The 11,645-nt window shown below is 62.8% G+C and carries 12 protein-coding genes; 8 read left to right on the forward strand and 4 right to left on the reverse strand.

Features of this window, described 5'->3' with window-relative positions; genetic code table 11:
• Complete coding sequence (locus AC070A_RS17565) at positions 1 to 495, reverse strand: hypothetical protein (RefSeq protein ID WP_058325235.1); 495 nt, start codon at positions 493 to 495, stop codon at positions 1 to 3.
• A gap of 301 nt (positions 496 to 796) precedes the next feature.
• On the opposite strand from AC070A_RS17565, the gene ilvD reads away from it, so the two are divergent.
• Together ilvD and AC070A_RS17575 are read left to right on the forward strand one after the other, a co-directional pair.
• On the forward strand, positions 797 to 2,635 hold the full coding sequence (gene ilvD, locus AC070A_RS17570) for a dihydroxy-acid dehydratase (protein WP_057254615.1): 1,839 nt from the start codon (positions 797 to 799) through the stop codon (positions 2,633 to 2,635).
• A 160-nt stretch (positions 2,636 to 2,795) separates the two neighbouring features.
• The gene (locus AC070A_RS17575; RefSeq protein ID WP_057254614.1) at positions 2,796 to 3,224 is read left to right on the forward strand and encodes a lipocalin-like domain-containing protein; all 429 of its coding nucleotides are present in this window, start codon (positions 2,796 to 2,798) and stop codon (positions 3,222 to 3,224) included.
• Between the two features lie 20 nt (positions 3,225 to 3,244).
• Here the strand turns inward: AC070A_RS17575 and AC070A_RS17580 are convergent, their stop codons facing one another.
• Positions 3,245 to 3,649 (reverse strand): GFA family protein, encoded by a 405-nt coding sequence (locus tag AC070A_RS17580; RefSeq protein WP_057254613.1) that lies wholly within the window; start codon positions 3,647 to 3,649, stop codon positions 3,245 to 3,247.
• Between the two features lie 438 nt (positions 3,650 to 4,087).
• Here AC070A_RS17580 and AC070A_RS17585 point away from each other — a divergent pair, with 438 nt between their 5' ends.
• On the forward strand, positions 4,088 to 4,561 hold the full coding sequence (locus AC070A_RS17585; RefSeq protein ID WP_112996748.1) for a MarR family winged helix-turn-helix transcriptional regulator: 474 nt from the start codon (positions 4,088 to 4,090) through the stop codon (positions 4,559 to 4,561).
• A 113-nt stretch (positions 4,562 to 4,674) separates the two neighbouring features.
• Here AC070A_RS17585 and AC070A_RS17590 read toward each other — a convergent pair whose 3' ends face one another.
• Positions 4,675 to 5,121, reverse strand: coding sequence for a MarR family winged helix-turn-helix transcriptional regulator (locus AC070A_RS17590; protein WP_093233523.1), 447 nt, complete (start codon positions 5,119 to 5,121; stop codon positions 4,675 to 4,677).
• 61 nt (positions 5,122 to 5,182) lie between these two features.
• On the opposite strand from AC070A_RS17590, the gene AC070A_RS17595 reads away from it, so the two are divergent.
• From AC070A_RS17595 to AC070A_RS17610, 4 genes are all read left to right on the forward strand, one after another.
• The gene (locus AC070A_RS17595) at positions 5,183 to 5,911 is read left to right on the forward strand and encodes a DUF899 domain-containing protein (protein ID WP_113737102.1); all 729 of its coding nucleotides are present in this window, start codon (positions 5,183 to 5,185) and stop codon (positions 5,909 to 5,911) included.
• Positions 5,912 to 6,013: 102 nt separating this feature from the next.
• On the forward strand, positions 6,014 to 6,490 hold the full coding sequence (locus AC070A_RS17600; RefSeq protein WP_057254608.1) for a DUF1579 domain-containing protein: 477 nt from the start codon (positions 6,014 to 6,016) through the stop codon (positions 6,488 to 6,490).
• Between the two features lie 127 nt (positions 6,491 to 6,617).
• Positions 6,618 to 7,385 (forward strand): VOC family protein, encoded by a 768-nt coding sequence (locus AC070A_RS17605; RefSeq protein ID WP_110880153.1) that lies wholly within the window; start codon positions 6,618 to 6,620, stop codon positions 7,383 to 7,385.
• 305 nt (positions 7,386 to 7,690) lie between these two features.
• Positions 7,691 to 9,508 (forward strand): GGDEF domain-containing protein, encoded by a 1,818-nt coding sequence (locus AC070A_RS17610; protein WP_113737101.1) that lies wholly within the window; start codon positions 7,691 to 7,693, stop codon positions 9,506 to 9,508.
• Here the strand turns inward: AC070A_RS17610 and AC070A_RS17615 are convergent.
• Positions 9,480 to 10,391, reverse strand: coding sequence for a LysR family transcriptional regulator (locus AC070A_RS17615; RefSeq protein ID WP_113737100.1), 912 nt, complete (start codon positions 10,389 to 10,391; stop codon positions 9,480 to 9,482). The genes AC070A_RS17610 and AC070A_RS17615 overlap by 29 nt on opposite strands.
• 132 nt (positions 10,392 to 10,523) lie before the next feature.
• On the opposite strand from AC070A_RS17615, the gene AC070A_RS17620 reads away from it, so the two are divergent.
• On the forward strand, positions 10,524 to 11,558 hold the full coding sequence (locus AC070A_RS17620) for an aldo/keto reductase (RefSeq protein WP_113737099.1): 1,035 nt from the start codon (positions 10,524 to 10,526) through the stop codon (positions 11,556 to 11,558).
• Positions 11,559 to 11,645 lie beyond the last annotated feature (87 nt).

Raw genomic sequence — 11,645 nt, forward strand, 5'->3', positions numbered from 1 at the left:
TCAGGTGGGAAACTGGCCGCGGTCGGTAGCCGCGATGGCAAGCTGATAGCCGCGGCAGGAACGCAGGAAGGCGCCGAGGATCGCGGCGGCCAGATCGGCATGCCGCGCCTTGAACGTGAGCCGGCCCGCGCCTGGCGGCTGATAACGCAGCGCACAGGTCCAAAGCCCGAGTTCGTTGCTGAGTGTTCTGAGACAGAGCTTTGCCTCAGTCGTAGACGACAGGTGGATGACCGCATCGACCAGGGCATCGGCCGCCATCAGATCGCGGAACCGACGCGACGGCCACTCGTCCACGGCGAGACCGGGCAGTTCCCGGATGACGCGGACAGCCTCCCAGACATGGTGCTCACGCAGGCGGCGAACCGCGCTCAGCCGCAGCAGCAGCACATCCAGGGGATCTGCATTCGCCTCGACAGTAACGGGCCGCTGGCGCAACCCCGTATCGGGCAGAAGGCTCCGGACATGATGACGCAAGCTGAAATCGTGAAGAGACATGGAACTCATCCGTATTCGATGAGGGGAACCTAGCTCCATCAGGCGCCCGGATTCGATTCCGACTTCGGGCACCCGGCATAAGATTTCCGTAAAGCCTTCCGATTGGTGCTGTCCAAGGCATTCACGCGCGGCTAGATTGACGTTCGAAGGGACTGAAAACACCGCGAAATGCAGGCGCGCGGCGTCGAAATAATCTGACGTAAAAGATGACGAGCACGCAATTTTGCGCTAGGTAGCCCCTTCTGTGGCGATAAGGATCGCCATATTTCGCGCAATGCCCTGTCCGTGAAGGAACATGCCCATGCCTGCCTATCGCTCACGTACCACCACCCATGGCCGTAACATGGCCGGTGCCCGCGGCCTCTGGCGCGCGACGGGCATGAAGGACAGCGATTTTGGCAAGCCGATTATTGCAGTGGTGAATTCGTTCACCCAGTTCGTGCCGGGCCACGTGCATCTCAAGGATCTCGGCCAGCTCGTCGCCCGCGAGATCGAGGCGGCCGGCGGCGTCGCCAAGGAATTCAACACCATCGCCGTCGACGACGGCATCGCCATGGGCCATGACGGCATGCTCTATTCGCTGCCGTCGCGCGAGATCATCGCCGACTCGGTCGAGTACATGGTCAATGCCCACTGCGCCGACGCCATGGTCTGCATCTCGAACTGCGACAAGATCACGCCCGGCATGCTGATGGCGGCGCTCCGCCTCAATATCCCCGCCGTCTTCGTCTCCGGCGGCCCGATGGAAGCCGGCAAGGTCGTGCTGCACGGCAAGACGCATGCGCTCGATCTGGTCGACGCCATGGTCGCCGCCGCCGACGACAATGTTTCCGACGAGGACGTCAAGGTCATCGAGCGCTCCGCCTGCCCGACCTGCGGTTCCTGCTCCGGCATGTTCACCGCCAATTCGATGAACTGTCTGACCGAGGCCCTCGGCCTGTCGCTGCCCGGCAACGGCTCGACGCTCGCGACCCACGCCGACCGCAAGCGCCTGTTCGTCGAGGCCGGCCATCTGGTCGTCGATATTGCCCGCCGCTACTACGAGCAGGAGGACGAAAGCGTCCTGCCGCGCAACGTCGCCTCCAAGCAGGCTTTCGAAAACGCCATGGCGCTCGACATCGCCATGGGCGGTTCGACCAACACCGTGCTGCACATTCTCGCCGCCGCCCATGAGGGTGAAGTCGATTTCACCATGGCCGACATCGACCGGCTGTCGCGCAAGGTTCCGTGCCTGTCAAAGGTGGCGCCTGCGAAAAGCGACGTGCACATGGAAGACGTGCACCGCGCCGGCGGTATCATGTCGATCCTCGGCGAACTCGAGAAAGGCGGCCTCATCAACCGCGATTGCCCGACCGTCCACAGCGCCACGATCGGCGACGCCATCGACCGATGGGACATCACTCGCACATCGAGCGAAACGGTGCGCAACTTCTTCCGCGCGGCGCCGGGCGGCATCCCGACGCAAGTTGCCTTCAGCCAGGAGTCGCGCTGGGACGAGCTCGACACCGACCGCGAAAAGGGCGTCATCCGCTCGGTCGAACACCCCTTCTCCAAGGACGGCGGCCTCGCTGTGCTTAAGGGCAACATCGCCATCGACGGCTGCATCGTGAAGACCGCCGGCGTCGACGAGAGCATCCTGAAGTTCTCCGGCCCGGCCCGCGTGTTCGAAAGCCAGGATGCATCGGTCAAGGCGATCCTCGGCAACGAGATCAAGGCCGGCGACGTGGTCGTCATCCGCTATGAAGGCCCGAAGGGCGGCCCGGGCATGCAGGAAATGCTCTATCCGACGAGCTACCTGAAGTCGAAGGGACTCGGCAAAGCTTGCGCGCTGATCACCGACGGCCGCTTCTCCGGCGGCACCTCCGGCCTCTCGATCGGCCACGTTTCTCCAGAAGCGGCCAATGGCGGCACGATCGGTCTCGTGCGCGAAGGCGACATGATCGACATCGACATCCCGAACCGCACGATCAGCCTGCGCGTCGACGAGGCGGAGCTTGCGAGCCGCCGCGCCGAGCAGGACGCCAAGGGCTGGAAGCCGGCCGAGCAGCGCAAGCGCAAGGTGACGACGGCGCTCAAGGCCTATGCCGCATTCGCCACCTCGGCCGACCGCGGAGCAGTGCGCGACCTCGGCGACCGCTGAGACGAAAAAAAACAGAGATAGTCCGAAGGCTCCCGATGTTCGGGGGCCTTTTTTTCTTTGGCCGGATGTCAGGCTCTGGCCCGTTCCGCACCGCTGCCTTCTTTGCCCGGCCGCGTGCATCTGTTATTTTAGGCTACCCTAAGATTAAAACAGGTGGGTCATGGCGAACGCTTCCGAACTGCTCGGCACCTGGAAGATGCTCTCCTGGAAACGCAAGGTTGTCGCCACCGGCGAAACCAGCGATGCCATGGGGGCCGATCCTATCGGCTACCTCTCCTACTATCCCGATGGCCGCGTCAGCGCCGTCGTGGTGAGGCGTGATCGCCCCGCATTGAAAGGCGCCGTACCGACGAGCGACGAAAAGGCGGCGCTCTTCGATTCGATGCTCGCCTATGCCGGATCCTACAGGCTTGAGGATGGCCGGGTAATCCACCAGCTGGATGCGAGCTGGAACCCGGCCTGGGGCATGTCCGATCTGATCCGCCCGTTCTACGTGGAAGGCGACAGGCTGGTGATCTACGGCGCACCAGCCATCGACCCCCGGACTGGAGAAGAGGTCACATACAATCTCGAGTTTCGTCGGATGTGACCAGCCGCCATTTCCAGACGTCAGAGATGACGCGTCTCGGCCGGCGCGTGGAACCAGTTGTTGTTGCGTCCGTCCATATATTGCACCGGCGCGTCGGCGAGCACCGCCGGATCGAGATCGTCGAGGCAGGCGACGTTGACCGAATAATAGGCACCGCCGATCTCCTCGATGTAGCCGTGGCCGAAGGCCGCGACGCCACAGATCTTGCAGAAACGGTGATGCACGCTGTTGCTGCTAAACTGGTAGTCGGCGATGTTGGCTTCGTCACACTGCAAGCGGAAACCGTCGGGCTTTACGATTGCCCCCCAATAGCGCCGCTTCCAGCAGATCGAGCAATTGCACTTGCCGGTGCCGGCATCGAGGTCGACATCGGCCTCATAGCGGATATTTCCGCAATGGCAGCTTCCCTTATAGGTCAGTTTCATAACCGTCACTCCTGCTTTCCGGGCCCAGGCAGACCCCACTTTGCCGCCCACCAATTTGACAACACGCTGTCAGATGACAGCTTATGCAATTCGTTTGCCACATTGACAATATGTTGTCAACTGAAAGCAATTGTTCGGTGCGCCCGTCAGAGAGGTCTTTCATCCCATCGGTCGTTTCGGCCATCCAGATAATCCACCGACACGATCGACATCATCCAGGGTGGCGACATTGATACAGAAGGAGCAATTGCACTTGGTCGTCCCGGCATCGAGATCGAAAGCCGCCTCCTATCGCACCTTGCCGCAATGGTAGTTGCCCTTGTAAGTCCTCTTCGCCATGCTCTCTTCTCCCTTGCTGAAAGGACTTGCTGAAACCAACTCAGCATGACAACATAATGTCATGCAAAAAAATTTCACACAACGGGTGGCACTGTCAACATGAAAGACCCTGAACGCACGCACGCCGGCGACGCCTTTGCGGAATTTGCGATAACCGCGTTGCGGCTTGCCGGTCCGCTGACGCAGGCCGGCGACGCACTTGCCAAACCTTCCGGACAGACGAGCGCCCGCTGGCAGGTACTGGCAGCAGCAAACCACGCCCCCATGTCGGTCGCCGATGCCGCGCGCGCCCTCGGCCTCGCGCGCCAGGGCGTGCAGCGCATCGCCGACCTGTTGGAAGCCGAAGGCCTGATCGCCTACAGAGACAATCCGACCCACCAAAGGGCAAAACTCATGGTCCTGACGGCGGCCGGCGAAACGGCGCTGCGCGAAATCAAAGTGCGGCAGGCGGCCTGGGCCGACAGGCTCGGTGCCGAATTGGGTGAAAGACGCCTGCGACAGGCCTCGGCCTTGATGGCGGAGATCATCGAAGTCCTCAAGGAACGATTCTCACCGGAAGATCCCGCGCCCTAGAGCATCCCGCTCTCAAGTGGAATCACTGGAGGCGGAAAGATGCTCTAGATTCAAAGTGCTAGAGCGTCCTTTGTGCGTTCACTTGAACGCACGGCGCTCTAAGCAACCGCCGTTCAAGCCAGTGTCAGGAGATCCGCGCGCAGGCGGTCCGGTCCACCTTCGCCAAGCACCGGATCGAGCGCCTCATGCAATGCCTTCCAGATGGGTATGGCACGCGCCAACAGCGCTGCGCCCTCCTGCGTCAGTCGCAGCCGCCGCGACCTTCGGTCCTCCGGATCTGGAAAGATCTCGATCAGGCCCCGCCGTTCCAAGGGCTTCAGCGCCGCAGTCAGCGTCGTTCGGTCCATGGCGAGCAGCGACGCAACCGATCCCATGTTCGGAGGCGCCGGACGATTGAGCGACATCAGCAGGGAGAACTGCCCGTTGGTGATATCGAGGGACCGCAGCGCCTCATCGAACCGGCGGGCTATGGCACGCGCGGCACGCTGCACATGCAGGCAGAGGCAGGTATCCTTCACATGCAGGGTGGTCTCGAATGGAATTAAAGGCATCTTTGACATGGCTGATTAATGTTGATATCAACGTAATTAGTCAAGTGCAACGTTGGAAGGAGGAACGGGCATGAGACAGGACCACGCAGTCGTATCGCCTCAGGAGTGGTTGGAAGCGCGCAAAGCACTGCTCGCGCTGGAAAAGGAACACACCCACGCACGCGACAAGGTCAATGCCGCCCGGCTGGCTCTGCCCTGGGTGAAAATGGAAAAGACCTACGTTTTCAACACGGTGATCGGGCGCAAGTCGCTGTCCGAACTGTTCGACGGTCGCAGTCAGCTCATTGTCTACCATTTCATGTTCGGCCCCACCTGGGAGGCCGGCTGCCCCGGCTGCTCCTTCCTGGTCGACCACTTCGCCGGCATGCTGCCACACCTCAACCACCACGACGTGACGCTGATCGCCGCATCGAATGCGCCGCTGGCGAAGATCGAAGCCTACAGGAAGCGCATGGATTGGCACTTCCCCTGGGTCTCTGCGGAGGGCAACGGCTTCAACCATGATTACCACGTCGCCTTTTCTCCTGACGAACTGGCAAGCGGCAAGGTCGCCTACAATTTCACCGAGATCGAAAGCGCCAACGCGCATGAGGAACTGCCAGGACTGAGCGCCTTCCAGAAAGGCGAGGACGGCGCGATCTATCACACCTATTCGTCCTATGCCCGCGGTCTTGAGGAACTGGTCGGCACGCTGATGCTGCTCGACCGCGCGCCGAAGGGCCGCAACGAAGACCACACCATGAGCTTCGTCCGCCGCCACGACGAGTACGAAAAGGAGCGCGGGCGCAAGGCAGGCTGACCTCCTCGTCCTTCGCGGGCGGAACCTTTCGCCTGCGAAATCGTTTCCAGAACGCTCGCGTGCCGGGTCGATAACCTGCGCCCGGACCAAGAAGGAAATCCCGTGAAAGCAGAACCGGAAGAAGCGCACCGCTGGCTCGAACAAATGCTGGGCGACTGGCACGTTCGCACGACCGGATCCGATGGCGAGGCCGACGGGAGCGGCCCCTGGACCGAACACGTTCGCTCGCTCCAGGGCCTTTGGATCGTCTGCGAAGGTCAGGGAACGATGCCGGGCGGCAGCTTCGGCGAAACGCTCATGACGCTCGGCTACAATCCCGAGACGAAACGCTACATCGGTACCTGGGTCGGCTCCATGCTGACCCATATGTGGGTCTATGACGGCGAACTGGATGCGGAAGGCAGATCCCTATCTCTCTACTGCGATGGACCGGATTTCGAAAACCCCGGCAGAACCGCGCGGTACCGGGACGTCATAACGCTCCTCGATCACTCCCGGCGCTTGCTGACGGCGCAAGTGCAGGCGCCGGACGGAAGCTGGAAAGACATGATGACGGCGGAATACCGGCGCCGGGATTGACCGCGGGATCGGCGATGATGCCCGGTTCCCGGCCGCGTCCCGCTTCAACCCGCTCCGACGTCGGCCCATTCGAACATGCAACCAAGCGGCACGAAATGCGCCGCGCCAAGCAAACTGGAGGAAGGCAATGGCAGATCACGGCAAATTTGTTTGGTATGAACTGATGACGACGGACATGGCCGCGGCGGAGACCTTCTATAAGGACGTCGTCGGCTGGAATGCCCGCGATTCCGGCATGCCCGGCATGAGCTACACGCTGTTCAATATCGGCGAGCTGCCGGTTGCCGGATTGATGACGATGCCGGAAGGTGCGCTCGAAATGAAGGTACCCCCGGCCTGGCTCGGTTATGTCGGCGTCGACGATGTCGATGCGACCGCCGCCAAGATCGCCGCCAAGGGCGGCAAGGTTCATCGGGCGCCGGATGATATCCCGGGCATTGGGCGCTTTGCCGTCGTCACCGACCCGCACGGCGCCGTGTTCGCGATCTTCAAGGGTACGGGCGATCCGCCGCCGGTCACCGATCCGATGTCGCCCGGTCTCGTCGGCTGGCACGAACTCGCGTCCGGCGACCTCGACACCGCCTTCCCCTTCTACGCCGAGCTCTTCGGCTGGACGAAGGACCAGGGCATGGACATGGGCGAGATGGGCACCTACCAGATCTTTGCCCATGGCGGCGCTCCGATCGGCGGGATGATGACCAAGCCGAAGGAAGTGCCCGCGCCCTACTGGCTCTACTACATCAACGTGCCTGCGCTCGACGCATCGATCGAGCGTATCAAGGCCGGTGGCGGCAAGGTCGTGCTCGAGCCGATGGAGGTGCCCGGCGGCGCCTGGATCGTCCAGGCGCTCGACCCGCAAGGTGCCCTTTTCGCGCTGGTCGCGCCGAAGCGCTGAACGGTCGCGTCAACCGACAAGCACGCGCATGAGACAGGGCCCGCCTCCCATCAGGAGGCGGGCCTCTTTTCTATCCGATGGGCGCTGTGCGGTGACGGAATGCAAGCCGCTGCCCTGCACCACGCGCATCCCTCGGTTGCGGCGCGACCCCTAGTATTTCAGGGTATTTCAAGGTTATTTAACACCTTATACGATAACAGGGGCAACGAGCACACTGATTTCGGATGGGTTTCTTGTCACACGACAAGAATTGTCGCGACAGCCCAAGCGATGAGCGGCGACATGAGTGGAGCAACTTCGCGTAAATGAAGAACAAAGGCGGCAGCTATACGCCCCCGGAAACGGGCGTTGCAGAAGCGCGCACGGCGAAGGCGCTGCGCCGCAAGCTCCAATGGCTGCTCGCCATCGTCGTTGCCTGCACCGGCGTGCTCGCCACCGAGATCATCGCTGCCTCCTATAGCGATTTCGTCATCGCTCGCCGCAACCTGACCGAAGTCATGGCCTTCTGCCGCGTGCTCGACGCTGCAAACTACCTCTCGGCCGAGCGCGGCCCGTCCAATGGCGTGCTCGGCATCGGCGTGGCACCCGGTTCGCCGGTCCAGGCCCGGCTTGCCGAGTTTCGTACCCGCAGCGACGCGGCGCTCGCCAAGCTCACCGAGGACATCGACGGTGCCAGCCGCACCGAACCTGCCGGCGCCCTCTCGCCCATTCTGGTCGAAGTTCGCCGCCGCCTGATGCTGGCGCGCGCCGAGATCGACCGCATTGCCGCGCTTCCGCCCGAACAGCGGGACCTGACGGAGATCCAGGCGACGATCGAGGCAATGTTCGGCGTCATCGACGCGCTTCGCCCGGCGATCGACTGGAACATCCAACGCCTGACCAACACCGACGCGAACCTTGCCGGCATCGCACTTGCGGCACAGATGCTCGCCAATCTGCGCGAGGACGGCGGTCGCCTCGGCTCGCAGGTCATGGCCCCGGTTGCTGTCGGCCAGCCGCTCGAAGCAAAGAACATCGCCGATAGCGAGCGCACACGCGGCAGGCTGCAGGAAATCTGGTCCATCGTCGGCAAGCCCGGCGCCCTTCCCGGTCTGAAACCGGCCAATATCGCAGATCTCGCCAGGATCGACCGCGAATTCTTCGGCGAAGGATTTGCGATCATCGACAGCATCGTCGCCATCGGCAGACAATCGGGCGCCTATCCAATGACCGCCGAGCAATTGACCGACCGCTTCGTCCCGAAGATGAAGCCGCTCGAGGATCTTCGCCGTGCCTTCATGGATGCGACCATCGCGCGGCTTGCGGCAAACAAGACGAGGGCCTCGGTCAAGCTGGCGGTCGCCAGCCTTGCGACCTTCGCCCTGTTCCTGGTCTTGCTGGTTTTGATGCGCCGCGCCCGCTCGCTGGTCTTCGAACCGCTGCTCATCGCACGCCACAGCATCATCGAGCTCGCCAACGACCGGCCGATCGCCCGCCTTCAGGGCAAGGGCGGTGAAGGCGAGATGGGGCGCCTGTTCGACGCGATCGACGTGCTGCGCAAACGCCTCGACGAACGCGCGCTGTTGATGCAGCACCTTGAACATCAGGCTGAAACCGATGAGCTGACCGGCCTGCTCAACCGCCGGGCGCTGGAGCTCATCGGCGGCGCGGAAGACACGGCCGACAGCAGCCAGGACGCCTGCCTGATCCTGATGGACATCGACCATTTCAAGCAGATCAACGATACCCACGGCCATCTGGTCGGCGACATCGTGATCAAGGAAATCGCCCGCGTCATCCGCAACTCCGTGCGCAACTCCGATCTCGTCGCCCGTTTCGGCGGCGAGGAGTTCGCGGTCATCACGCCCGGCGACAACATCGAGTCGGCCCTTGCGCTGGCGGAGCGGATCCGGGCCAACCTTGCGCGCGAGCCGATCGTCGTTGCGGATGGACAGCAACTGAAGGTCACCGCCAGCTTCGGCGTGGCGGAGGGCCGAACCGCAAACGGCGGCTGGAAGCACCTGATCGAGTGCGCCGACACGGAGCTCTATCGCGCCAAATCCGAAGGCCGCAACCGCGTCTGCGGCCACCCGGCAGAGGCGACCCTTTCCCACTTCACAAAGACGAAATCCGCGCGCGCGTAGCCAGAAAATCGAGCACGACCCGCACACGCGACGGCAAGGCTCCGCCTTGGCCGAGAAACACGGCATGAAAAGTCTCGATATCACCGGGATTGAGATGCTCGACCAGCGGCAGCAGCCGGCCGGCCTGGATATCTTCCCTGACCGTGAAGGTCGGAAGCCGGGCAAGGCCCACACCCGCAAGCGCAAGCTGGCGCAAGCCCTCGCCATCGCTGACCCGCACCCGTTCCGTCGGCGGCAGAACGATCTGCTCTTCATTCGACAGCAACGGCCAGCCATCGAACGCCCGTGTGTAGCTATGGCTCAGCCGGTTGTGCACCTCGATATCCTCGATGGTCTGAGGCACGCCAAAACGATCGAGATAGGATGGGGCACCGACGATCGTCATCGATGTGGTGCCGAGCTTGCGTGCGATCAGGCTCGATGTCTTGAGCGGTCCGGCGCGCACGGCGATATCGACCCGCTCCGCCATCAGGTCGACCACGGCATCCGTCTGCAGGATATCGAGGGAGACCGACGGAAACGCCGCCAGGAATTCGGGCAGCACCGGCATCAACGCATGCGTCGCATAGGACGCGCTGACATTGAGGCGCACCCGGCCCTCCGGCGTTTCGCCGGCGCCCGCCGAGCGCTCCGCTTCATCAATGTCGGCGAGGATGCGTACGACCCGCTCATAGAAGACGCAGCCTTCCGCCGTCAGTTGCAGCCGCCGCGTCGACCGGTTGACGAGCCGGACACCAAGCCTTTCCTCCAGTCGCTGGACGAGTTTGCTGACAGCCGAGGGCGTCATGCAGCAGACTTTTGCCGCAGCCGAGAAGCCGCCAAGCTCCACCACCTTGGCAAAAACCGCCATCTCCCCAGAACGATTGATCGTCAAGCGCGACATGTGACTTCAACTCACAAATGATGTTCCTTCATGAGGTCTACATCGCAAATGACCCCAACACCACCTTCTCCTTGAAGCGAGCATCGACGGCCGGTGTCTCGCGCGAACAAAGCCAACGAGGAGATTGAAGACATGGAATACAGACGGCTTGGATCATCGGGACTGAAGGTGCCGGCCCTGAGCTTCGGCGCTGGGACCTTCGGCGGCAAGGGGCCGCTTTTCAGCGCCTGGGGCAACAGCGACGCAGCCGAAGCGCGACGACTGATCGACATTTCGCTCGAAGCCGGCGTCAACCTCTTCGACACGGCCGACGTCTACTCGGACGGCGCCTCCGAGAGCGTGCTCGGCGCCGCGATCAAGGGACGGCGCGATGCCGTGCTGATTTCGACCAAGATCGCGCTGCCGATGGGCGACGGGCCGAATGATGCCGGCACGTCGCGAGCGCGCCTGATCAAAGGCGTCGACGACGCCCTCAAGCGGCTCGGCACCGATTACATCGACCTCCTGCAACTGCACGCCTTCGACGCCGGCACGCCGGTCGATGAGGTGCTATCGACTCTCGATAACGTCGTTACCGCCGGCAAGCTACGCTACATCGGCGCCTCCAACTTCGCCGGCTGGCAGTTGATGAAATCTCTGGCCGTCTCGGAGAAGCACGGCCTCGTGCGCCATGTCGCCCACCAGGTCTACTATTCGCTCGTCGGCCGCGACTACGAATGGGAACTGATGCCGCTCGGCGCCGACCAGGGCGTCGGCGCGCTCGTCTGGAGCCCGCTCGGCTGGGGCCGCCTCACCGGCAAGATCCGCCGCGGCCAGCCCTGGCCGGAAGGAAGCCGTTTGCACGATACGGCCGCTTACGGCCCGCCCGTCGACGACGACAAGCTCTACGATGTCATCGACGTGCTCGACCAGTTGACCGAGGAGACCGGCAAGACGGTTCCGCAGATCGCCATCAACTGGCTCCTGCGGCGCCCGACCGTTTCGAGCGTCATCATCGGCGCCCGCAACGAGGAGCAGCTCCGCCAGAACCTTGGTGCCGTCGGCTGGTCGCTGTCGCCGGAACAGATCGCCCGACTCGATGAAGCGAGCAAGACGACGCCGGCCTATCCCTACTTCCCCTATTACCGCCAGGAAGGGTTTGCACGCATCAACCCGCCGCTCGTCTAACCGCAATGGAGCCAGTCTTTCGCACGCCTGAACGGGCGTGCGAAAGCGCTGCAGCGCCTTGATTTTCCTCAGCCACTTTCGCGCTTG

The sequence above is a fragment of the Ensifer sp. GW101-20A05 genome (genome assembly GCF_059424735.1).